We start from the raw sequence: 22613 nt of genomic DNA, 5'->3' as shown, positions 1-22613 counted from the left end.
GTCAGGAGCCGGGCGGCGGCGGGGGCGGCGGGTCGACGGCGATGCCGACCTGGGCGCGGGTGGAGAAGTTGCCGGCACCGTCGAAGGCGCGGACGGCGACGAAGTAGGTGCCGTAGCCGGTGTAGGGGACGTAGGCGGTGGTGTTGCCGACCAGGCTGATGACCGTGCCGTTGAGGGCGACCTCATAGCCGGCGACGAACTGGTTGTCGGTCGAGGCGGTCCAGACGACTGTCCAGGAGCCGTCGGTCACCCCGCGAAATGCCAGGCCCGTCGGCTGGCTGGGGGCGGTGGTGTCCGGCGGCGTGCCCAGGCCCACCGTGGCGAAGGGGGAGCGGTTGCCGGCGGCGTCGATCGCCCGTACACCGAACGACATCACCATCGGTGGGGGCGTCGGCATGCTGTAGCTGGTGCCGGTGACGGTCGCGATCGGGGCGGTGGAGGTGTTGGAGTAGATCTCGTAGCCGGTGACGGCGCGGTCGTCGGTCGAGGGGGACCAGGTGAGCACGAACGAGCTGGCCTGTGCGGTGCCGCGCAGGTTGGTCGGGGTCGACGGCGGGCGGACGTCGCGCGACGGTGGGCGGCCGTCGCACGGGGCGGCGTTGAGCAGGCAGCCCTGCGGCGTGCCCTGGCCGGCGGCGACCCAGCCGAAGCTGGTCGACGCACCCGGGGCGAGGCTCGCGTTCCACGACGCGCCGACGGCGACGTAGTGGCTGCCGGAGCGGGTCACCGTGGCGTCCCAGGAGCTGCCGATGGTCGTGCCGGCGGGCAGGTCGAACTCGACCCGCCAGGTCAGGGCGGTCGTGCCGCCGTTGGTGACGGTCATGCGGCCCACGTAGCCCGCGGGCCACGTGCTGTCCTGGGAGAACGCGGCCGTCGGGACGGTGGCGGCACCGGCGGCCACGGGGTTGAGCGTGATCGCGAGGATGCCGGCCACGACGGCCGCCCTCGCTAAGAATCGACTCATGTGAATGGACGATACGCGAGCGCCGCAACTCAGGGGCAGTCGCGGCCCGTGCAGGTCCGCTGGCGGGCGAGGGCGGCGGCGAGCGCGGGGCGGGTCGAGCCGTCCTGGAGCGGGTTGGTCAGCTGCCACGGGTCGCGGGCCAGGTCGTAGTACTCGCGGTCGGTGACGGTGAACGCGTCGTCGTAGATCTCCGTGTACCGGTAGCGCCCCGGCACCACCGTCGACGCCCACGACGGGATGCCCGCACCGTTGGCCGGGTCCCGCCAGTACTCCGTGAGCAGCGCCCGCCGGTCGCCGGGTGCCAGCAGGTCGCGCCCGTCCACCTGGAACGACGGGGTGAGACCGGCGGCGGCGAGCACCGTCGGGGTGATGTCGAGGTTCGCGGCCAGCCGGCGGTCGCTGCCGGCGGGGATGTGCCCCGGCCACGAGATCGGCAGCGGGACGCGCTCGGCCTGCAGGTACGGCATGAACTTCTCCGGCAGCCCGTGCTCGCCGAACAGCTTGCCGTTGTCCGACAGCCACGCCAGCGCCTTCGGCATCGCGAACGTCTGCCCGGTCCGCGCGTCGTCCATGGGCAGCAGCAACACGTTCGGCCGACCCGGCGGCGCCGCCGCCCGTACATCATGGGTGGGCGCGACCGGACCGGCCGCCGCCACCACCGCCACAGCCCACGCCGCCACCCGTATCGCGCACTCCAGGTATCCGCTGCAACACGCTGTGCTACAAGGTAGCCGCTACGGGACGGCGGGGTGGTATTCCCCGTGATACATGCCGAGGAAGGGCGCGACCAGCAGCGCGACCTGCGTGGCGAGGAACCAGGCGACGGCGAGGGCGGGCACCGCCAGCAACGCGAGCGCCGGCGCCGTCCGGGCGGCGGCGACGACCCGGTCGAGCCGCGGCGAGTCGACCCTGGCCACCGCCACCAGCACGAGCAGCACGGCCGCCGCGCCGAACAGCAGGGACAGCGCCGCCCCGGCGTACTGCGCCAGCCACGCGAACCCGTTGTGCAGCCAGCCGAGATCCAGCGGCGCGTCCACGCCGTCGAGTCGCGCGCCGCGCCACCACCCGGGCCCGTACCTCGCCAGCAGGAAGTACGTGACGGCGGCGACGGCCGACAGCACCGTTGCGCCCCGACCGGACTCCCGCGCCGCCATCGCCACACGTTACCGCCGGACGGTGCCTCCGAACGGGTCGCTGTGCACCAGGTGCACGAAGGGATGCGAGCCGAGCGGGGTGGCGCCCTTACGGACGGGTGCGGCGGCGAGCCGGTCGCCCAGTCCCCGCCTTCGGCCTGCCCGTCGACCGTTCGTCGTGACGGTCAGCGGAACAGCGGGACCCACTCGTGGCGGCGCACGATCGTCACGCCGGGCGCCCGGTAGTACGGGTCGTCGTCGATGATCGCCTCGAACTCCTCGGCGGTCACGTCGAAGAGCAGCAGCGCGCCGGTCTCGTCCGAGTACGGCCCGGCCATCACCACCCGCCCGGCCTCGTGCAACACCCGCAGCCGTTCCCGGTGCGCGGGCCGCACCGCCAGCCGGTCGGGACTCCCGTCGAAGGCAAGCTCAAGCAGGTACACGCGGCCATCGTAGGGGAGGACCCGCTCACGGGTCGGGGGAGGTGGCGCGGACCTGCCGGAACGCGTCCAGCCACTGGCGCACCTGCTCGTCGGGGTGCAGGTACGGGCCGTCCGGGACGATCCGCGTGTCGACGCCGGACAGCATCGACAGCGCCAGCCACACCACCTGGTCGGCGGCGACGCCCGCGTCGGGGCGCGCGTGCCAGGGCGCCGCCCACGCGGCCACGTCCTCGCGCGACCGGGTGCCGCCCAGCACCGCCACGAAGCACCGTTCGAGCTCCGCGCGGGTCGGCCGCGGCGCCGGCGTCGTCATGCGCCCCAGCGTCGCAGACGGCGTCCACCCCGGGTGGCTAAGGTTTCGTCCGTGGATGCGAAGACCGATGAGCTGCGAGCCGCCCACGACGTCCTGGCCGAGATCTACGCCGACGGCCTGGCCGGCGAGCTGGACCGGATGCCGGTCGAGCGGGCGGTGCTCGGCCTGTTCTGCGAGCTGACCCTCGCCGCCGACCTGGGCCCCGACGTGGGCGACGTCGGCTGCGGCACCGGCCGGCTCGCCCCCTACCTGTCCGCCCACGGCCTGTCCCCGCACGGCGTCGACCTGTCCCCGGAGATGGTCAGGGTGGCCCGGCGCGACCACCCGGGCTTCCCCTTCGCCGTCGCCGACCTGCGCGACCTGCCGTTCGCCGACGCCTCCCTCGCCGGCGTCGTCTGCTGGTACTCGCTGATCTTCCTCGCCCCCGAGGACCGCGCGCCTGCCTTCGGCGAGCTGTCCCGCGTCGTCAAGCCGGGCGGCCACCTGGTGACGGCCTTCAAGGACGGCGACGGCACCCTCCGCCGCGCCGGCCGCACCGCCGGCGTCGAGTTCGACGCGTACTGGCTGCCCGCCGACGAGATGGCCCACCACCTCACCACCGCCGGCTTCACCACGCTCTTCCGCGCCACCCGCCCCGCCGAACAGGGCGAGTCGACCCCCCAGTCCTACCTCCTCGCCCGCCGCACATGAGACACGTGCTGCCGGCGCCGGTGTGTCAGACGTAGGCGACCGTCACGTGTTGCAGGGTGAGGGTGAGCTTCGGGGTGCCGTCGCCGTGGTAGCTGGTCTCGGGGACGACGCCGGCGGCGGCGACCTGCTTGACGATGTCCATGCCCTTGGTGACGATGCCGATCAGGCTGTAGTTCGCGGGGATTCCCGGGTTGTCGGCATAGTTGATGAAGAACTGGCTGCCGCTGGTGCCCGGGTCCTCCCAGCGGGACACGGCCACCGTGTCGCGGAGGTAGCCGGCCTTGGGGCCGAGGTTCTCCTCCGCGTACTGGTACGCGGGGCCGCCCGTGCCGGTGCCGGACGGGTCGCCGCACTGCAGGATGGACAGGCTTTCCGTGGTGCCCAGGCGGTGGCAGCGGCTGCCGTCGAAGAACTGCTTGCCGGCCAGGTAGGCGAAGCTCGCCACCGCGCACGGGGCGACCTTGGCGTCCATCGTGATCTCGATGGTGCCGAGGTTGGTCGTCAAGGTCATGGTCGCGATGGTGCCGCTGGGGACCGTGCCCGGGGGTGTGCCGACATCCTTGGTGTTCGCCTTGTTGTCGGGGTTGACCGGGGACCATCGGCACTCGGCGGTGGCGGCCGGCGACGGTGCCGCGGGCGTGGCGACCCGCCGGGCGGCCTGCGGCTGGCCGGTGCAGCCGGCCAGGCCCGCCGTGACGAGCAGCGCGGCGAGCGCCTGGGTGAGTCGCTTCACGGCTGGTTCCTTTCGGAAAGCGCGGCGCCGTCCGCCGCGACCCTTCCGACCATGCGGGCATCCGTCGTTGTCCGGTAGGGGCGACGCCCCTCGGGCGGTCAACTCCGGACAACCCCGGTGATGCCGAAGTTCGCCATGTCGACGACGGGGCGGTAGCCGAGGGCGGCGTAGATCTTGTTGGAGGTGGGGTTGGCCTGGTCGGTGAAGAGGCAGACGCGGTCGCCGGTGGACTGGAGGTGGCGGGAGACCTCGGCGACGGCGTTGCTGGCCCAGCCGTGGCCGCGCTGGTCCGGCGGGGTGTAGACGGGGGCGATCCTGACCACGCCGTACGTGGGTGCGGTGGCGCCGACGAGGCTGACCGGCCGGCCGGTGCCGTCGAGCCAGAACCAGAGCAGGCCGTCGTCGATGCGGCGCAGCAGCTCCTGGCGGTCGGGCATGGCGTGCATACCCGTGCCGCGGGGGCGACCGGCCTGCTCGTCGGCGTCGCCCATGAACGCGGTGACCCACTCGACGACCAGGTCGACGGCGGAGGCGGGGACCGGGGCCAGGCGGCCCGGCGCGGGGCGCGGCGGGACGAGCTCGCCGAGCACGTGCAGCCGGGTGTGGATGAGGACCTCGGCCCGGCCGCCGGTGAGGCGGGCCAGCTCGGCGGCGCACACCTGCGACGCGGGCAGCGAGCCGTTGACACCCAGGGTCTCCTCGCCGCGGGCGTGCAGGGCACGGGCGAGCTCGACCGCGGCGTCCGCCGGCATCGGCAGCAGGTACAGCGGATGCGGCGCCATCGGGGCGGTGCGCATACCCGCCCCGACCACCGCGCCGGAGGTGTCGCGCGCGACGAGCCACCAGAAGTGTGCGGGCGGGCCGCCGTCGGGCCAGGTGCGGGGCTTGTGCGCGTTCGCGGTCACGACGGTGTTCAGGACGGGGTCGGCGGCCAGGTGGTCCCCGGCCGCGGCGAGGAACTCGGCGGCGTCGGCGGTGAACTCGAGTGTGACCATCCGCGTACGGTATCCAGATGTCGACGATGGTGTTGGTACCGGCGGATCCGCTGCGCCCCCGCCGACCCGACGGGCACTTCGCCCCGGAGGCCGGCGCCGCCCGCGAGGCGGGCCTGGACGTGGCGGTGGTGGACCACGACGCGTTGAGCACGCCGGACGGGGCGCGGCGAGCCGTGGCCCGCGTCGAGGCGGGCGAACGGCAGGCCGTCTACCGCGGCTGGATGCTGCGCTCCGAGCAGTACGCGGCGTTCGCCGGAGCCCTGCGGGACCGTGGCGTCACGTTGCGGACCAGCGCCGCGCAGTACCGGCAGGCGCATGAGCTCCCCGGCTGGTACGCCGCCCTGGCGGACGTCACCCCACGCTCGGTGTGGACGGCCGGCGACGAGCGCGAGGCGTTCGAGCGGGCCGCGGGCGACCTCGGCAACGGCGCGGCGGTCCTGCGCGACTACACGAAGTCGATGAAGCACCACTGGCACGAGGCCGCGTTCATCCCCGACCTCGCCGACACCGCCGCGGCGTGGGCGGTCGCGCAACGGTTCCGGGAGCTGCGCGACGACGAGTTCACCGGCGGGTTCGTGCTGCGCCGGTTCGAGGAGCTGAGCAAGGCGGAGGTCCGCACCTGGTGGGTCGGCGGCGCGTGCAGGCTGGTCGGCCCGCACCCGGACACGCCGCACGACCTGCCGCCCGCGGATCTCGACCTGGCCGCCGTGGCGCCGCTCGTCGCCGCGCTGGGCCTGCCGTTCGTCACGGTCGACCTGGCGCTGCGGTCCGACGGCGTGTGGCGGGTCATCGAGCTCGGCGACGGTCAGGTCAGCGACCGGCCCGGCACCGTCGACCCGGAGGAGTTCGTCGCGGCCGTGGTGTGACGCCACACCACCCTCGCGGGCGGCCGGCCTCGCGAGATCGACCGCCGTCGCCCTGCTGCGGACCGGACAGCGTCGGTGGCGGATGTACGACGCAGCCGTCGGCCCACGGCAGCACCGGCGGTCATGATGACCCGATGCGGAGGCGGCGCGACGGTGTCCTGACGGTCCTGGTGGCGCTCGTCGCCGGCGGCACCATCGCGTGCCTCGTCGCCGCGCTCGTCGACGGCCTCGGCCCGTGGGTGCTCGCCGTGGTGGCGCTGCTCGCCGCCGGCGTCGCCTGGCTGAAGTGGCGCGAGGTGCGGGCCCGCCGGGCGGAGCGGCGCACCGAGGACGCCGTCCACGACCTGTACACCGACGCCCTCGACCGGGCCGGACGCGGCGACCACGCCGGCGCCGCCACCCGCCTCGCCAGCGCGCTCCGCCGGGGCGGCGGGGACCTCACCGCGGAACTCCAGCAGTGCCTGGCCGCCGCCCACCTCGCCCTCGGCGAGACCGGCCAGGCCGTCGCGGTGTGGCGCGAGGCGTACGAGCTGAACCAGCGCGAACAGGGCGACGACGCGCCACCGACGATCGCCGCCGCCAACGGCCTCGCCGCGGCGCTGCTGACGCACGGCGACCGGGCCGCGGCGGCCGCCCGCTACCGCGACACCCTCGAACGCTGCCGCCGGCTGCTCGGCGACGCCGACCCGGAGACCGTCGCCGCCCTGAACGGCGTCACCAGGACCGACCCCACCCCGCGCCACGACACGGTCGCCGCCCTGTACGAGGACCTGTTCGGCGCGTCCCACCCGGACGCGCGCATCGCCCGGCGCCAGTCCGCCCCGCAGGACCCCGCGACCGCCCACCTCGCCACCGGCGACCTCCGAGCCGCCCGCACTCTCTCCGAACAGGCCGCCACGACCCCGCCGGCTCTGAACGACCTGGCGATGGTGCTGCGCGAGCAGCGCGATCTGATGGGCGCCTACCGCGCCTACGAACGGGCCACCGAGCTCAGCGACCCCCTCGACCCGCACCACCTCACCGCGCTCGCCGGCCTGACCCGCATCATGCTGCTGCAGGGCGACGAGACCAACGCCACCGCCGCACTCACCGACCTCGCCGAGGCGTACGCCACGCGGTACGGACCCCACCACCCCGAAACGACCGCCGCCCGGCGCAACCTCGCCCGCCTCACACGCCCCGCGTAGCGGCCATGGCATCGTCTCGGCGGTCCGCGGTACGAGCCGAACCAACCCTCGCATCGGGGGCTTTCCGCCGACGAACGTCAGGACGGAGAGATGGCTCAGCTGCTGTGCAACCCACCCAGTGCCACCGAGACCCGGTCACTGGAGGGACTTGCGGAGCCAGTGGCCGGCGTACGGGCTGTCGTTGAACGCGGGCACCTCGTGGAAGCCGTGCCGCGTGTACAGGGCGCGGGCCTCGACCAGGTCGGTGCGCACGTCCAGCCGCAGGGACGTGACACCCTCGGTGCGGGCCTGCTGCTCCACGACGGTGATCAGCCTTCCGCCGAGGCCCTGCCGGCGGACCTTGTCCGAGACGTAGACCCTGGTCAGCTCGCCGACCCGGTGGCCGTCCTCGGTGACGTACCGCAGGCCGACGCAGCCGGCGACCGTGGTGCCGACGGTCGCGACCCAGAACCAGCCGGTCGGCGGCTGCAGGTCCTCGTCGGGGTCCTCGGAGAGGATCGTGTCGACCTCCACCTCCGTCATCGGGCGGTCGTAGTACCGCCCGCCGATGTCGTGGTAGTAGGCGCGCAGCGCCGCCCGCGCCCGCGGGTGCGCCGGTGGCACCACGGTCACGGCCAGGCTGGTCTCGGAGACGGCGGTCACCCGGCCATCATCGGCCGGTCCGCCACGCGCCGCCATCGCATTCCCGGCGGCGCGGGCGTGGCATGATGCGAGCCACCCGACGAGCCCGAGGGACCCGATGAGCGCTGGACTGGCGGCGGAGCTGTGCTACACCGGCGCGGTGCGCCTGCGTCCCTCGCCGGCCACGTTGCGGCGGTACTGGCCGTCCGCCACCCTCACCGACGGCACGAGCCGCGGCGGCGGGTACATGGTCGGCTTCCCGGAGCTCACCGCGCCCGACCCGATCCGGCTCCTGGTCAGCTTCGGGCGGCCGGCGGTGTCGCAGGGCCGCCGGGACCTCGCCCACACCCGTGGCTGGGCGGAGGCGGCGGAGGTGATGGCCGGGGTGACACGCACGGTGACGGTCACCGAGATCTTCGGTACGTCGTTCGCCCCCGCCGACCGGGTGCGGGCGTTCACCGCCGTCGTGCGTACCCTCGCCGACGACACGGCACCGGTCGCGGTCTGGTGGCCGTCGAGCCGGCTCGCCACGCCACCCGGCTCCGAGGTGGGCGTGGTCAACGTGCGGCACCACGACGTCACCGGCCGGTACCTGCTGGACACCCTCGGGCTCGGCCCGCTCGGCCTGCCCGACCTGCAGTGCGTGTGCGGGGCGCTCCCGCCGGAGGCCCTGTCCGCGTACCTGGCGGCGACCGCCTCCTCGATGATCGACGGCCGCGGCCTGAAGGCCGGCGACGTCGTGCCGGGCCTGACCCCGCACCAGCGGTGGAAGGTCGAGGCCGGACCCGCGTTCGCCGCGCCGGACCGGCCGGTCCTGACCATCACGCCGGACGGCGCCGCGTAAGGTCACCGGCATGAAGCTGCGTGAGGACGAGGTGTCGGTGCCGGCGCCCGGCGGGCCGGTCCGGGCCGTCGTGCTGCGGCCCTCCGGCGACGGTCCGTTGCCGGGCGTCCTGCTGTACACCGACATCTTCCAGCTGACGGAGTCGACGCTGCGGACCGCGCGGCGGCTCGCCTCGGCCGGCTTCGTCGTCTGCGTCCCCGAGATCTACCCGGACGGCGACCTGGCCGGCGTCGCGCTCGAGTTCGACGACGCGGGCAAGCAGGCGGGCCTCGCCGGCGCGGCGGCCACCACGACCGCCTCGTTCGACGCCGACCGGGTGGCGGTCCTGTCGTACCTCGACGGACGCCCCGACACGACGACCCTGTTCGCGACCGGGTTCTGCATCGGCGGGCACCTCGCGTTCCGGGCGGCGTTCGACCCGCGCGTGGCCGCGACGGTCTGCTTCTACCCGACCGGCCTGCACAACGGTGCGCTCGGCGCCGACCCCGACGCCGGCACCCTGGGCTCCCTCGCCGAGATCCGGGGGCGGCTCATGCTCGTGTTCGGCTCACAGGACCCGCACGTGCCCGCCGACGCCCGCCTGCGGATCATCGCCGCACTGTACGACGCGGGCCTGCACGATGCGGAGCTGCACGTCTACGCCGGCGGCGAGCACGCGTTCATGCGCGACGTCGGCCCGCGCCACGACCCGGTGCTCACCGACCAGGCGCTGACGGCGGCCATCTCCTTCTTCACCACGCTGTAGCAACCGTCCCGCACCCCGCCGCCCGCACGCTCACTTGTGACGTGACCGGCGACGGACGGAGTGGTGCATGCGGCGGCAACTGACGGTGCTGGGTCTGACGGGCGCCGCCCTGGTGGCGTTCGGCTCAACCGCGCTCGCGGCCTCCTCGTCCGTGCCGGGCACCGTCTCCTCCGGCAAGGTGAAGCTGGCGGTGCGCTCCGCCCCGACGCCCGCGGCACCCGCCGTCGGCAGCCTGCGCAACGGCGCGAAGCTGTCGCTGGTCTGCTCCGTGCGGGGCCCGAAGACGAAGGGCCGCGTCCGCACCACCGACCGTTGGGACCGGCTCACCAGCGGCGCCTACGTCTCGGACGCCTACGTCTCCCGCCGCAAGACCGTCCCCGCATGCCCGGCCCCGGCGCCTTCCGCGTCCCCGTCGGTCACACCATCGGCCACGCCGTCTTTGATCGTGCCGCCCACGGGTGCCGTGCCCGTCGGCACCTGGGTCAACCCCGTGCCGGGCAAGGGCACCAGCGGCTTCCGCACCGTCTCCCGCCCCACCCACGACGGCATCGACATCATGGCCGCCCGCGAGACCCCGATCCGCGCCGCCGCCGCCGGCACCGTCATCACCGTCGTGTGCAACACCTCCGGCCCGTCCTGCGACGTCGACGGCTCACCGAGCATCAAGGGCTGCGGCTGGTACGTCGAGATCCACCACGCCGGCGACATCGTCACGCGGTACTGCCACATGGTCCGCCAGCCCGACGTCACCGTCGGCCAGCAGGTCACCGCCGGCCAGACCATCGGCCACGTCGGCACCTCCGGCAACTCCTCCGGCCCCCACCTGCATTCGAGGTCCACTACGGCCGCCCCGCCACCCGCCTCAACGCCATCGACCCCGTCCCCTTCATGAGGACCGCCGGCGCCCCCGTCGCCTGACGTCACTTCTGTGGGTTCTCGATGAACCCGACATCCGGCACCTACTCGACCGCCACGCGCCTCTGCTGGATCGGCCGCCACAACCCAAGGTCAAAACGGACAGCGGTGCGACACGTGGGCCGGCAACCAAACGTCAGGACAGCCCGCCACGACAGCCGGACCGGCAGCTGTCGACCTGACTCGATCACCAACAACAGCCTGCCCAACGCCAGCGGGACAGCCGAATGACGGCAGAACGCGGACTCTCAGCTCGGCGATTGGCAGTCCTGCGTCACCATCTCCTTCCAGGTCCCGACCAACTCGACCTTCACATCCACCGACCGTCGCACACCGTCGGCCGTGACCACCACCAACGCAAGCGGCAGCGGCTGCTGCTCGACGCCGGCGGCGCACACAACCGTCAGGTTCGCCGGAAACCGCGCAGCCCCACCTGCTGCGACCCGCTGCTGACCCCACACTCGAAAGTCCCCGCTCGCAGGACCCGACACCTCCACCGGCAGTGGACCCCCGTTCGCGACCGCCACGCTTCCCTCCATCGAGACCCGGCCGTTGGAGCCCGTGGTCGTCGAGAGATCCGCTACCGCAACGAACAATGAAACCCGCGCCGACTCCAGCTTTCGCTGCTCCCATCGCGCCCAAGCGCGCCCGAGTGCCGCGCCGATCAACCCGCCTATCAACACCAGCACCACGACGCCAGAAGCGGACACCCGCAGCGACGTCCAACGCCGCCGCAGCCCGACTGGCCGCCGCGGCAACGGATCGTCGCTCAGATCAAGATCAATATGCCCGCTCGGGGGAGCTTGGCCATCCGGACCGTCCACCCGCAGACCCTATCTGGAACCCACTGCGCAGCGACCACCCCCCGGTTCGCCGCAACCAGCCCATGCTCCGATGCCACGCGAACCGCGACATGCAACGCACTTCAGAACAACAGATCGACGAGTAGAAGTCGGCGACAAACCGATGAGAAGCCCTGGGCAAGGCCAAGGTCAGCAGACATCAACCGCCGACAACATCCGGCCGACACACAGTGCTCGGGCGTCGCTGCGGTGCCGTGATCGTGAGGTCGCGGCCGACCGCTGCCACCCTGGGCCAGGCCACGCGGCGTTTGAACGCGTCGACCTACGCGTTCCACCAGCGGTCGGTGCCGCAGCCCACCTCGAAATGCCACCAGCCGTTCGACTCGCCCTCCACCAACACCCGCTTGATCTCTCCGAAGTCGGCGTCGACGGGCACGTCGAACGCCACCAGCGGAAACTCCGCGCTGAAGACCTCACCGCCCAGGCCGAAACGCTTGAACGCGGCGTGGACGGCCTGGGCGCTCGGGCCCAGCGGCCCGGAAGGCACCGGAAGCACACGGACAACGCAATGCCCGGATGCCTGCACCCGGCCGGTCGCCCACCGCAAGCCTTCGGCGTCGGTCCCGAACCGGACGATGTCACCTTGCGCAACACCGTTCTGCAGGAGGGCCACGTTGTCCACCCGAGCCGTGTCCTCGCTCAACTGGGTTGCCCACAAGCCTTCGGTGTCATGCGGCAACCAGCCCTCGCGCGGCACGAACTTGAACCAGATCTTGATCGCGTCGCCCACAGGCCGCTCGTGCGGCACGGAATCCGTCGTCACACCCGACATGATCCGCGACCGGTGCCTTCTCAGTGCTGCTGCGCCTTCACCTTTCCCACTGCTTGGTGAGGGCCTCGCGGAAGTGCTTGCTGAAGTCGTCGGACCCCGGGAGGTTGCCCGGCCACGAACAGCCCGACCTGCGCGTCGGTGCACCACGGCCCGAGGTCCAGCCTCGACCAGGGCGCCGTCGCCGCCGCGGGCCACGGCGGCACCTCGATGACCGGACGCATCGTGATCACGGCGCGGGGCTACCCGGCAGCCGGGGAGGAGCCGAGGAAGCCGGCCCGCTCGGCCACGAGCTCCGACCGGACGAGCTCCAGCAGGCGGCCGACCCAGTTCCGGGTGTCGGGGCCGCCGCCGTGCCCGAAGGAGTCGCTGCCGTAGTCGATGCGGGCGTCGCCGGTCGCCACGAGGACGTCGGCGAGGGCCGGGTGTTGGGTGAACTTCGCCCGCAGGACCGTGTGCATCGCGGCGGCGCGGACGAGCGGCCAGTCCGGGCGCAGCGGCGCGGTCCTGGCGGTCCGTTCCGCGAGCATCGCCGTCGCCGCGGCGCGGATCGCGTGGCGGGCCGCCTCGTCGGTGGTGGCGAGGGCCCAGTACGCGTGCACCGCGCTGGCGTACGTCGACCCGGCGACGGTGACCGGCACCGGGTACTCGTTGCGCAGCCACTCGATGCCCGGCGCCTGGGGCCAGGTGCCGGGGAGCCATGCCAGCATGACCGTGGCGTCCTGCGGGCCGTCGACGGATCGGCCGCCGTGCCGCCGGGCCGTCGCCCTGGCCCGGTCGGCGAAGTACTCGTCCGCCTGCGCGTGCATCGCCGGGGTGACGACCGCGCCGCGGGGTGTGGGCTCGCCGACCTGGGTGCACAGCACCTGCAGCGGCCAGTCCTTCGCGTCCATGTCGCCCAGGGTGAACATCCGCAGGTGTTCCGGGACGGCCAGGTACGCCTCCCGCAGCGCCACCCGGTCCGCCTCCGTCCGCGTCTCCAGGTAGCGGTCCAGCGCCTGCCGGCAGCGGCCGGTGGAGTCGGGCCGGTCGTTGAGCTCGTCGATCAGGTCGGCGACCTCACCCAGGAGGCCATCGGCGGTCACCCACATCTCCGGCTCCTCGATCCGCCAGTCCGCCAGCTCATGGGCGCTGGCCTCCGCGCCGGGCTCGAGCCGCGTGGCGACCCAGCCGGACGCCAGCTTCTCGCGCAGGCCGTCGAGGTCGACCCAGCCCCAGCAGTCGATGACGCCGTCGGCGAAGACGAACAGCTCGGTCAGGAAGTACGTGTCACCGTTGCGGATGAAGATGGGCCGCCAGGTGCCTTCGATCCGCTCGCCGTCGACGAAGCGGTACGTCCTCCTGAGCGCCACCGGCGAAGTGTACGGCCGTAGAGTGCGGTCCGTGACCAGCGAAGCCATGCGGCTCATCGGCTGGGGCGTCCTGGACCACTTCGCCGACGGCGGACTGGAGCGGGCCGGCCGCGACGGGCTCGACGAGCGGCTGCACTGCCGGTTCCGCCGCGACCCGGCCGAGCTGGTGACGATCCTCGGCGGCGGCAGCGACGGGCTGCATTACGGCCTCTGGTACGACGACCCGGCCGAGCTGCCCTCGTTCGTCGCCTACAACTACGCGAGGGACTCGGCGGAGACGTGGACGGCGAAGGCCCCGACGGGCCTCGCCCAGATCCGCCGCGTGCTCGACGACGCGCTCGACGACGACGAGGACCCCGAGCGGTACTGGACGCTGTACCCGCTGCGGGCCGTGCTCGACTGGTTCGACGCGGCCGACGCCGCGGCGTGCGCGGCCGACGGACCGCCGCGCTGGGCCGACGCGCGGCGGCCCCCGGGCGGCGTGACGCTCGGCGCGGTGCTCCCGCCGGACAGCGGCGACCCGCGCGTCGGGGAGATGGAGGCGCGCCACGACGCGTCCCGCGGCGACGAGGAACGCACCCGCGGCTGGATCGCCGAGGCGACGGCGGAGCTCGCCGCCGGCAGGCCCGCGTTCGCGCTCGTCCTCGGCCGGGAGCTGCACTGGCTGGACGCCGACCGGCACCGGCGAGAAGCCGTCGAACTGCTCGCCGGCGCCTACCGTGCGCTGGGCCGGGACGCCCTGGCGGGCATCGCCGAGGTCCACGCCGCCAACCGTGACCTGCCGTCGGTCGACGTCCTGCAGCCGCGCTGACGTCACCGGTCTTCGAGACGCTGCCGCCACCAGGCCCGCGCGTGCCTGGGGCCGCGGGTGGCGGCCCACGGGTCGGGCAGCGTCTTGCGCAGGAACTCCTCGTCCAGCACCGCGACGAGGCGCCGCAGCTCGCGGGCGGCGGCGCGGGGCAGGGCGTGCAGCGCCGCCTCGAGGATGTCCCGCTGGAAGCTGATGTCGCAGCTCGGGCTGGGGCACTGGCCGGCCAGGTCGATCCAGCGGCCCGCCTGCCGGATCTCGCGCCGGTAGGTGCGGAGCGCGCCGCCGACATCGCCGATGCGGGGGCGCAGGGCCTGGATCGCCGCGTTGGCTCGGCTCGACAGGCCGTCGATGGTGGGCGTCCGCGGTGTCACGCGGCCGGCGCCCGGGGCGTTACGCGCCATGCGCCTTTCGGAGTCGTCGCATGCGACCCATTGTGGCACAACGCTATGCTCGACCGGTCATGTCCGGGAGCGTGCGGTTCGCGATACTCGGGCCGCTCCTGGTGTCCCGCGACGGCGCGGCCGTGCCGGTCGGCGGTCCCAAGCAGCAGGCGCTGCTGACCCTGCTGCTCCTGCGACCCAACCGGGTGAACAGCACCGGCTGGCTCACCGACGCGCTGTGGGACGGCGACCCGCCGCCGAGCGCACAGGTCACGCTGCGCAGCTACGTCGCCGCGCTGCGCCGGGCGCTCGAGCCGGGCCGCGGTGCGCGGGCGCAGGGCACGGTCGTGGTCGGCCACGCCGGCGGCTACGAGCTGCGCGTGCCGCCCGAATCGGTCGACGCCGCGGAGTTCGTCGCGCTCGCCGAGGCGGGCGCCAGGGCCCTCGCCGCCGGTGACCCTGCCACCGCCGAACGCGACTACACGCGGGCCCTCGCGCTCTGGCGCGGCGACCCGCCCGCCGGGGACCTGTCGGCCGTCCACGCCGAGGTGGCCAGGCTCGCCGAGACCCGCCTGGCGGTCGAGGAGGGCCGCTGCACCGCCGCCGTCGCCGGGGGCCGGCATCTCGCGGTCCTGCCCGACCTGCGGCGGTTCGTGGCCGAACAACCCGCCAGGGAGTCGGCGCGCGGGCAGCTGATGCTCGCGCTGTACCGTGCGGGCCGGCAGACCGAGGCCCTCGCCGTCCACGACGAGGGCCGCCGCTTCCTGGCCACCGAGTTCGGCGTCGAGCCGGGCGCGGCGCTGCGCGAGCTGCACCACCGGATCCTCAGCCACACGGTCCCCGAGGCCGGGTCGACCGTCCACATCGGACACGAAGCCGCGCCGGCCGGCTTCGCCGGGCGGGAGGCGCGGCCGGCCGGCTTCGTCGGGCGGGGCGCCGAGCTGGCCGTCCTCGGCGAGCATCTCGGGGCGGCGCTGCGCGGCGGCGGGCGGATGGTCGCCGTCGTCGGCGAGGCGGGCATCGGCAAGACGACCCTGGCCACCGCCGTCACCGACCGGGCCGCGGCCGCCGGCGTCCCCGTGGTGTGGGGCCGCTGCCCCGCCGTCGGGCAGGCGCCGCCGTTCTGGCTGTGGAGTCAGATCGTGCGCGGACTGCTCGCCCTCCCGCACGCCGAGCCTCCCGCGGCGGCCCTCACCGGGTTCGTCGGCGGACCGTCCACGGTGGACGTCGCACCCGATCCCGCGGCGAGGTTCCGCGCCTACGAGGCGGTTTCGGCGCTGGTACGAACGTCCGCCGCCCCCTCCGGTCTGGTGCTCGTCCTCGACGACCTCCACGCGGCCGACCCGGACTCGCTGCTGCTGACCCGGTTCCTGGCCACGACCATCCACACGGGACGGACGCTCGTGGTGGCGACGCTGCGCCCGTACGAGCGCGACCCCGCCCTCGTGGAGACCCTCGACGACCTCGCCCGCGGCGCCGGGTCCGGGCAGCTGCGCCTCGCCGGCCTCGACCCCGCCGGGGTCGCCGACCTGGTCGCGGCCCGCACCGGCGCACCCGCGCCGGACGACGTGGTGCGGCGGCTCGCGGAGCGCACCGGCGGCAACCCGTTCTTCCTCACCGAGGTCCTCGGCGCGCCGGGGGAGCGGCTGCCGCCGAGCGTCCGCGACGCCGTGCGGCTACGCCTGGACGGCGTCCGCGACGCGGTCACCCGCGAGTGCCTGGACGTGCTCGGCGTCGCCGGACGGGACCTGGAGCTGCGGCTCCTCGCCGCCGTGACCGGCGCCTCCGCCGCCGAGCTGCTCGCCGGCCCGGCCGCGGCGCAGCTGGTCACGGAGGCCGGCCCCGGCGCGGTCCGGTTCCGGCACCCGCTGTTCGCCGAGGTCGCGTACGCCGAGCTGCCCGCGGCGCGACGGGCCGCCCTGCACGCCCGCCTGGCGTCCGCGGCCGCCGACCCGTACCCCGGCGCGCTCACCGCGGGCGAGATCGCGTTCCACTATGGACGGTCGATCGGCCTGGGCCACGCGGGCGACTTCCTGCGCTGGACGGTGCGCGCCGCCGACGACGCCGCGCGCCGCCTCGCGTACGAGGACGCGCTCGCCCACCTCGCCCGCGCCACCGACCAGCTCGCGCCGCACGCCGCCACGTCCCCCGGCGCGGCCGCCGCCGAGCTGGACGTGCAGCTGCGCCGGGCGGCGCTGCTGCAGATCACCGTCGGCGTCGGCAGCGACGTGGTCGCCGAGGCGGCCGCCCGGGCCAGGTGGCTGCTGCCGTACACCGGCACCGGCACCGACGTGCGCGCCGCGCTGTGGACCCTGGGCGAGGTCGCCTGCAACCGCGCCGAGTACACGGTCGCCGAGGACCTCGCCCGCCAACTGCTCGCCTCCGCCCCATCCGCGGGGGCGTCAAACGACTCCGGCGCGCCCGCGGAGGACCCGCTCGGTGCAGGCGCGCCTCCGCGCGAGCCGCTCGGTGCGGGCGCGCCTTCGGACGAGCTTCTCGCCGCCGCCGGCCCGTACCTGCTCGGTGTCGCCTGCTACTTCACCGGCCGCCTCGCCGAGGCCGACGAGCACCTCAGCACCGCCGTCGACCGCCTCGCCGCCGTCGACCCCCGCCACCTGCGCTCGCAGGCGGGCCGCACCCCGGCCCTCGCCGCGTACAACTTCCGTGCCCTCGTCCGCTCGCTGCGCGGCCTGCCCGCCGCCGCCCGGGAGGACCTGGCCTCGGCCGCGGCACTCGCCGAGCGCTGCGACGACCCGTACGGCCGGGCCAACGCCGCCCTGTACGCCGCCTGGACCGCCCTGCAGGAGCACGACGTCCCCGCCGGCCTCGCCGCCGCCCGGCGCTGCCGCGAGATCGGCGCCCGCCAGGGCATGCCCCACTTCGTCACCACCGGCGACTTCGTGGCGGCCTGGGCGGCCGTGCACACCGGTACACCCGCCGCCCTCGCCACGATGCGCACCACCGGCGAGGCGATCCACCGCCTCGGCCTGCGCGCCACGAGGACCATCTCCATCGCCGCCATGGCCGACGCCCACCTCGCCGCCGGCGACCGCACCACCGCCGCCACCCTCGCCACCGAAGGCCTCACCGCCGCCGCGGCCATGGGCGAGCAGGTCCTCACCGCCGAACTCCTCCGCGTCCGCGGCCTCGCCACCGCCAACCAGGAAGACCTCCACACCGGCGCCGCCACCGCCACCGCCCAGGGTGCCCACCTCCTCCTGCACCGCCTCCAGCACCCCCGAGCCGGATCGGCCTGACCCTCGGCACCTGGCGTGAGCGGGTTTCAGCAGCGTTTCAGGGGTGGCGGTCAGCCTTCTGGGAGATCGGCCGGGTGGGTCCGGCCGGCGGAACCAGACGGAGGTAGGCCATGAAAGCGAAGCGCAGCGCCGGTTGGCGGGTGGTCGTCGTGCTCGCGGCGGCGGGTGCCGTGCTCTTCGGGGCGGCGACCAGTGCGTCGGCGGCGACACAGCAACAGGCGGCGCAGGTCGCTGCGGCGCCGAGGCTGGTGATCCTCGCGCAGGACGGCGGGGCCAGGCTGCTCGACGCGCACGAGATCGCCTCGCAGGACTACAACGTGGTGACCAGGCCGTACCAGACGGACAACACGCAGAAGTGGTGGCTGACGGACGTGGGCGGTGGGCTGTACACCTTGCAGCAGGCCAGCAGTGGACGGTTCCTCGACGCGCACGAGATCGCGAGCCTCGACTACCGGGTCGTGACGCGGCCGCGGCAGACGTTCGACAGCACCCAGCTGTGGCGGCTGCAGGACTACGGCGGCGCGTTCTACACGGTGCAGCAGGTGAGCAGCGGCCGGTACCTCGACGCGTACGTGTCCAGCGCGCAGGACTTCCGCGCCGTCACGCGGCCGTGGACGGGGGCCAACTCGCAGGTGTGGCGGATCGTGGGCGCCTGATACCGGCTGTCAGGTCACCGACCGACGGGTCCCTCCACCGCCACACCTGCGGCTACCGTTTACCGGTCGTTGAAGGGGTGTGGGGGACACGATGCAGGTCAGGCTCCTCGGGCCGATCGACGTGACGCAGGCCGGGGTGCCCCGCGAGGTGCCCGGGCTGCGCCGCAAGGCGGTGCTCGCGGCGCTGGCGGTGGGCCGGGGTGAGGTGGTCAGCACCGACCGGCTGATCGACGCGGTCTGGGGTGAGGACCCGCCGGCCACGGCGATGAACACGTTGCAGCGGCACGTGTCGTACCTGCGGCAGGTGCTGGGCGGGCGGGACACCATCGTGGCCCGTCCGCCCGGCTACGTGCTGGCGCTGCCGGGCGACGACGCCACCGACGTCGCGGTCGCCGAACGGCTCATCCGGCAGGGGACCGCGCAGGGTTCCGCGCAGGGTTCCGCGCAGGGTTCCGCGCAGGGTTCCGCGCAGGGTTCCGCGCAGGGCGAGCACGCCGAGCGGGTGCGCGTGCTGCAACAGGCCCTCGCCCTGTGGCGCGGCAGGCCGCTCGAGGACATCGCCGGCCAGACCGGCCTCGACGCGGAGGCCGAGCGGCTGGAGGTGCTGCGCCTGCACGCCCAGTCGGCGCTCGCCGAGTGCCGGCTGCAGCTCGGCGAGCACGCGCAGCTCGTGCCCGACCTGGAGCGGCTCACCCGCGACCATCCCCTCGACGAGGGGCTGCACGGGCAGCTGATGCTCGCGCTGTACCGGTCGGGCCGCCCCGCCGACGCGCTCGCCACCTACCAGCGGCTGCGGCAGGCGCTCGCGACCGAGCTCGGGCTGGACCCGGGCCAGCACCTCCGCGACCTCGAGGCGGCCGTGCTGCGGCAGGACCCGGCGCTCGACCTGACCGCGTCGCGGGTCACCGCCGCCGCACCCGCCGCGCCGGCGCAGCTGCCGCTGGCGGTGCGCGGGTTCGCCGGCCACGCGCAGCGCCTCGCCCGGCTGGACGCCCTCGTGCAGGAGGCGGCGGCAGCGCGGACCACGGTCGTCTGTGCCGTGTCCGGCCCGCCCGGCGTCGGCAAGACCAGTCTCGCGGTGCACTGGGCGCACCGGGTCGCGGACCGGTTCCCCGACGGTCAGCTGTACGTCAACCTGCGCGGCTTCGACCAGCGCGGCGCCGTGATGGACCCGGCGGAGGCGCTGAGCGGCTTCCTGCACGCGTTCCGGACGCCACGGGAGCAGGTCCCGGCCGGGCTGGACGACCGGGCCACCCGGTACAGGAGCATCCTCGCCGGCAAGCGGGTCCTCATCATCCTCGACAACGCCCGCGACGCAGACCAGGTCCGCCCGCTGCTGCCCGGCGCGCCCGGCTGCCTGGTCCTGGTGACGAGCCGCAACCAGCTGACGCCGCTCGTCGCGGCCGAGGGCGCGGTGCCGCTCGCGCTGGACCTGCTGACGGCGGGGGAGGCGCGCGAACTGCTGACCCTCCGGCTCGGCGCGGCCCGGACCGCCGCGGAGCCCGCCGCGGTCGCGGAGATCGTGCAGCGGTGCGCGCGGCTGCCGCTCGCGCTGTCCATCGCCGCCGCGCACGCCGCGACCCGTCCGGGCACGTCGCTCGCCACGCACGCGGCCCAGCTGCGCGACACGGCCGGCGGACTGGACGCCCTCGACGGCGGCGACACGAGCACCGACGTGCGGGCGGTGTTCTCCTGGTCGTACCGCGCGCTGACCGACGACGGGGCGCGGATGTTCCGCCTGCTGGGCCTGCACCCGGGCCCCGATCTCGGCGTGCCGGCCGCGGCCAGCCTCGCCGGCGTCGGGCTGCCGCGGGCGCGGGCGCTGCTGGCCGAGCTCGTCGAGGCGAACCTGCTCACCGAGCACACGCCCGGCCGGTTCCGCTTCCACGACCTGCTGCGCAGCTACGCCGCCGAACAGGTCTCCGCGGACCGGGCCGCCGCCGTCCTCAGGATGTTCGACCACTACCTGCACACCGCGCACGCGGCGGTCATGCAGCTGGACACCGGCCGCCCGCCGACGCGGCTGCCGCGCCCCGCCGACGGCGTCACGGTCATCAAGGTCCGCGGCGGCGACGAGGCGATGGCGTGGTTCACCGCCGAGGACGCGGTCCTGCTCGCGGCCGTGCACGGCGGCGCCGCCGAGGGCCTCGACGAGCACGTGTGGCGGCTCGCGTGGACGCTGACCACGTACCTCGACTGGCTGGGCCGCTTCGACGACCTCATCGCGACTTCCGCCGCGGCCCTCGCGGCCCTGCTGCGCGTCGGCGACGTCCTCGGCCGCGCGCACGTCCACCGCGACCTGGGCCGAACCCTCGCCCGGCTGGGCCGCTTCGACGAGGCCGCGACGCACCTCGACCAGGCCATCGACCTCTACCGTTCCCTGGGCGACCCGGTCGGCCAGGCCCGCACCCACCACAACATCGGCTGGATGCTGCAGGTCCAGCAGCGGCACCGGGAGGCCCTGACCCACAGCGAGCAGGCGTTCGACCTGTTCGAGGCGGCGGGTGACGTACTGTGGCAGGCCCGCACCCTGAACGCGGCCGGATGGCTGCACGCCCAGCTCGGCGACCACCGGCGGACCCTGGACCTCTCCGGCCGGGCGCTGCAGCTGCTGCAGGAGGTCGGCGACCGGCACGGCGAGGCGGGCACGTGGGACAGCCTCGCCCTCGCCCACGACCATCTCGGCGACCACCAGCAGGCGACCCGCTGCTACGACAAGGCGATCCAGCTCTTCGAGCAGCTCGGCGACCGCGCCACCGCCGCCGACGTCCTCGTCGCCGCCGGCGACCGCCACCACGCCGCCGGCGACGGCGCCGGGGCGGCCGTGTCGTGGCGCCGCGCCCTCCAGCACTTCGAGGCGATCGGCGACCCCCGCGCCGGCGACGTCAACCGGAAGCTGCAAGCGGTCTGAGGCGCACGCTCCGGCGGGGCTACGATGCCGGTATGGCCGGGGACCGGCACTGGTTCAGGGGTGACTGCCACGTGCATTCCCGGCGCTCGCATGGTGGGGAGCTCACGCCGGCGGAGCTCGTCGCCGCCGCCCGGGCGGCCGGGCTCGACTTCATCGCCGTGACCGAACACAACCTGGACACGGCTCGGGACCCGTGGTCGCGGCTCGCCGGCGACGGCCTGCTGGTCATCCCCGGTCAGGAGGTCGTCACCGAGACCGGGCACTGGCTGGCGCTCGGCCTGGCTCCCGGGCACGTCGCCGACTGGCGCTACGGCGTCCGCGACGACCTGATCGACCGGTCCGTCGCCGAGGTCCACCGGGCCGGCGGCCTGTGCGTCGTGGCGCACCCGCACGCCCCGTACCCGGCGGGCACCTTCATGTACCCGTTCGACGGCTTCGACGCGGTCGAGGTGTGGAACGGGCAGTGGAGCTCCGACCTGCCCTGGAACGCCGACAACGAGGCCGCCCTCGCGGAGTGGGGCCGCGGCCTGGCGATCGGTGTCCACCGCCGCCGCTGGACACCGGCGATCGGCAACAGCGACGCCCACCTGGCCGGCCAGATCGGCACCCCGCAGACCGTCGTCCACGCCGCGGACCTCACCCAGCACGCCGTGCTCGCCGCCCTACGCGCGGGCCGCTGCTGGATCGCCGGGTCCGCCGCGATCCAGCTGACGCTGGTCGCCACCGCTGGTCCGTCCGAGGCCGGAATCGGCGAGCACCTGCCCGCCGTCGACGGCGCACCCGTCACGGTGGAGGTCCACGTGAGCGGCGTGCCGTCGGGCACGGTCAGCCTCCACACCGACCGCGGCCGGTCCCACCAGGAGGCACTGCCTCCCGCCGGCGCGGGCACCGCGACCTGGTCCACCACCGACCGGCCCACCTTCGTCCGCGTCGAGGTCCGCCATCCCACCGGCCACATGGCGGCACTCACCAACCCGGTCATCCTGACGTAGCAGCGCCGCGACGGGGCTTCAACCGGGTCCGGAACAGGTCGCCGGCGGGTCGCCCAGCGGACACTCCTCGTCGACGACGCGATCCCGCCACGCCTCGTCGGTGCGCACCTCCGCAGGCGGCGCGAACCGGAGATCCCGGTGTCGACGCTGCCGACCAGGTCGAACACGTCGTA

The 22613-nt window shown here is 74.5% G+C and carries 23 protein-coding genes; 11 read left to right on the top strand and 12 right to left on the bottom strand.

Annotation, left to right across the window (positions count from 1 at the left end; genetic code table 11):
• Position 1 precedes the first annotated feature (1 nt).
• The 5 genes from ACQEVZ_RS08505 to ACQEVZ_RS08485 all read right to left on the bottom strand — a co-directional run bounded on the left by ACQEVZ_RS08505 (position 2) and on the right by ACQEVZ_RS08485 (position 2853).
• Positions 2 to 964, bottom strand: coding sequence for a cellulose binding domain-containing protein (locus ACQEVZ_RS08505; RefSeq protein ID WP_433363624.1), 963 nt, complete (start codon positions 962 to 964; stop codon positions 2 to 4).
• Between the two features lie 29 nt (positions 965 to 993).
• A complete protein-coding gene (locus ACQEVZ_RS08500) occupies positions 994 to 1644 on the bottom strand; it encodes a sulfatase/phosphatase domain-containing protein (protein ID WP_433363621.1) in 651 nt (216 codons plus the stop codon).
• Between the two features lie 54 nt (positions 1645 to 1698).
• Entirely contained in the window at positions 1699 to 2118 is a 420-nt protein-coding gene (locus ACQEVZ_RS08495) for a hypothetical protein (RefSeq protein ID WP_433363618.1), read from the bottom strand.
• A gap of 164 nt (positions 2119 to 2282) precedes the next feature.
• The gene (locus ACQEVZ_RS08490) at positions 2283 to 2540 is read right to left on the bottom strand and encodes a YciI family protein (protein WP_354900077.1); all 258 of its coding nucleotides are present in this window, start codon (positions 2538 to 2540) and stop codon (positions 2283 to 2285) included.
• Positions 2541 to 2565: 25 nt separating this feature from the next.
• On the bottom strand, positions 2566 to 2853 hold the full coding sequence (locus ACQEVZ_RS08485) for a hypothetical protein (protein ID WP_433363615.1): 288 nt from the start codon (positions 2851 to 2853) through the stop codon (positions 2566 to 2568).
• A 51-nt stretch (positions 2854 to 2904) separates the two neighbouring features.
• Between ACQEVZ_RS08485 and ACQEVZ_RS08480 the strand changes: the two genes are divergently transcribed.
• A complete protein-coding gene (locus ACQEVZ_RS08480) occupies positions 2905 to 3543 on the top strand; it encodes a class I SAM-dependent methyltransferase (RefSeq protein WP_360568506.1) in 639 nt (212 codons plus the stop codon).
• A gap of 25 nt (positions 3544 to 3568) precedes the next feature.
• On the opposite strand, the gene ACQEVZ_RS08475 is transcribed toward ACQEVZ_RS08480, so the two are convergent.
• Both ACQEVZ_RS08475 and ACQEVZ_RS08470 read right to left on the bottom strand, forming a co-directional pair.
• The gene (locus tag ACQEVZ_RS08475) at positions 3569 to 4276 is read right to left on the bottom strand and encodes a peptidylprolyl isomerase (protein WP_433363610.1); all 708 of its coding nucleotides are present in this window, start codon (positions 4274 to 4276) and stop codon (positions 3569 to 3571) included.
• A gap of 98 nt (positions 4277 to 4374) precedes the next feature.
• The gene (locus tag ACQEVZ_RS08470; protein WP_433363607.1) at positions 4375 to 5271 is read right to left on the bottom strand and encodes a GNAT family N-acetyltransferase; all 897 of its coding nucleotides are present in this window, start codon (positions 5269 to 5271) and stop codon (positions 4375 to 4377) included.
• Between the two features lie 17 nt (positions 5272 to 5288).
• Here ACQEVZ_RS08470 and ACQEVZ_RS08465 point away from each other — a divergent pair, with 17 nt between their 5' ends.
• Complete coding sequence (locus tag ACQEVZ_RS08465; protein ID WP_433363604.1) at positions 5289 to 6137, top strand: ATP-grasp domain-containing protein; 849 nt, start codon at positions 5289 to 5291, stop codon at positions 6135 to 6137.
• Positions 6138 to 6271: 134 nt separating this feature from the next.
• Positions 6272 to 7324, top strand: coding sequence for a tetratricopeptide repeat protein (locus tag ACQEVZ_RS08460; RefSeq protein WP_433363601.1), 1053 nt, complete (start codon positions 6272 to 6274; stop codon positions 7322 to 7324).
• Positions 7325 to 7459: 135 nt separating this feature from the next.
• Here ACQEVZ_RS08460 and ACQEVZ_RS08455 read toward each other — a convergent pair whose 3' ends face one another.
• Complete coding sequence (locus tag ACQEVZ_RS08455) at positions 7460 to 7966, bottom strand: GNAT family N-acetyltransferase (protein WP_433363598.1); 507 nt, start codon at positions 7964 to 7966, stop codon at positions 7460 to 7462.
• Positions 7967 to 8063: 97 nt separating this feature from the next.
• On the opposite strand from ACQEVZ_RS08455, the gene ACQEVZ_RS08450 reads away from it, so the two are divergent.
• The 3 genes from ACQEVZ_RS08450 (at position 8064) to ACQEVZ_RS08440 (ending at position 10426) form a co-directional block, all read left to right on the top strand.
• Positions 8064 to 8789, top strand: a complete 726-nt coding sequence (locus tag ACQEVZ_RS08450; protein WP_433363595.1) for a DUF4261 domain-containing protein — start codon at positions 8064 to 8066, stop codon at positions 8787 to 8789.
• Positions 8790 to 8799: 10 nt separating this feature from the next.
• Positions 8800 to 9534 carry a dienelactone hydrolase family protein gene (locus tag ACQEVZ_RS08445; RefSeq protein ID WP_433363592.1) on the top strand — a complete coding sequence of 245 codons (735 nt, stop codon included), beginning with the start codon at positions 8800 to 8802 and terminating at the stop codon, positions 9532 to 9534.
• Positions 9535 to 9601: 67 nt separating this feature from the next.
• Complete coding sequence (locus tag ACQEVZ_RS08440; RefSeq protein ID WP_433363589.1) at positions 9602 to 10426, top strand: M23 family metallopeptidase; 825 nt, start codon at positions 9602 to 9604, stop codon at positions 10424 to 10426.
• Between the two features lie 271 nt (positions 10427 to 10697).
• Here ACQEVZ_RS08440 and ACQEVZ_RS08435 read toward each other — a convergent pair whose 3' ends face one another.
• From ACQEVZ_RS08435 to ACQEVZ_RS08425, 3 genes are all read right to left on the bottom strand, one after another.
• Positions 10698 to 11273, bottom strand: coding sequence for a hypothetical protein (locus ACQEVZ_RS08435; protein ID WP_433363586.1), 576 nt, complete (start codon positions 11271 to 11273; stop codon positions 10698 to 10700).
• 301 nt (positions 11274 to 11574) lie between these two features.
• Positions 11575 to 12084, bottom strand: coding sequence for a DUF4265 domain-containing protein (locus ACQEVZ_RS08430; RefSeq protein ID WP_433363583.1), 510 nt, complete (start codon positions 12082 to 12084; stop codon positions 11575 to 11577).
• 239 nt (positions 12085 to 12323) lie between these two features.
• Positions 12324 to 13433, bottom strand: a complete 1110-nt coding sequence (locus ACQEVZ_RS08425; RefSeq protein ID WP_433363580.1) for a DUF7638 domain-containing protein — start codon at positions 13431 to 13433, stop codon at positions 12324 to 12326.
• Between the two features lie 31 nt (positions 13434 to 13464).
• On the opposite strand from ACQEVZ_RS08425, the gene ACQEVZ_RS08420 reads away from it, so the two are divergent.
• Positions 13465 to 14244, top strand: coding sequence for an ADP-ribosylation family protein (locus ACQEVZ_RS08420; RefSeq protein ID WP_433363577.1), 780 nt, complete (start codon positions 13465 to 13467; stop codon positions 14242 to 14244).
• 2 nt (positions 14245 to 14246) lie between these two features.
• On the opposite strand, the gene ACQEVZ_RS08415 is transcribed toward ACQEVZ_RS08420, so the two are convergent.
• Complete coding sequence (locus ACQEVZ_RS08415; protein ID WP_433363574.1) at positions 14247 to 14645, bottom strand: hypothetical protein; 399 nt, start codon at positions 14643 to 14645, stop codon at positions 14247 to 14249.
• Positions 14646 to 14704: 59 nt separating this feature from the next.
• On the opposite strand from ACQEVZ_RS08415, the gene ACQEVZ_RS08410 reads away from it, so the two are divergent.
• The 4 genes from ACQEVZ_RS08410 (at position 14705) to ACQEVZ_RS08395 (ending at position 22440) form a co-directional block, all read left to right on the top strand.
• Positions 14705 to 17881 (top strand): BTAD domain-containing putative transcriptional regulator, encoded by a 3177-nt coding sequence (locus tag ACQEVZ_RS08410; protein WP_433363571.1) that lies wholly within the window; start codon positions 14705 to 14707, stop codon positions 17879 to 17881.
• 110 nt (positions 17882 to 17991) lie between these two features.
• Complete coding sequence (locus ACQEVZ_RS08405) at positions 17992 to 18537, top strand: RICIN domain-containing protein (protein WP_433363568.1); 546 nt, start codon at positions 17992 to 17994, stop codon at positions 18535 to 18537.
• 91 nt (positions 18538 to 18628) lie between these two features.
• Complete coding sequence (locus tag ACQEVZ_RS08400; RefSeq protein WP_433363565.1) at positions 18629 to 21448, top strand: AfsR/SARP family transcriptional regulator; 2820 nt, start codon at positions 18629 to 18631, stop codon at positions 21446 to 21448.
• Positions 21449 to 21480: 32 nt separating this feature from the next.
• Positions 21481 to 22440: a CehA/McbA family metallohydrolase gene (locus ACQEVZ_RS08395; protein ID WP_433363562.1), complete on the top strand. Its 960-nt coding sequence runs from the start codon at positions 21481 to 21483 to the stop codon at positions 22438 to 22440.
• The last annotated feature ends 173 nt before the right edge of the window (positions 22441 to 22613 follow it).

It is taken from the genome of Dactylosporangium sp. CA-152071 (assembly GCF_050936335.1).
Lineage (GTDB): Bacteria > Actinomycetota > Actinomycetes > Mycobacteriales > Micromonosporaceae > Dactylosporangium > Dactylosporangium maewongense.
Note: the sequence above shows the minus strand (reverse complement) of the source record. Positions and strands in the feature narration are given on the sequence as shown.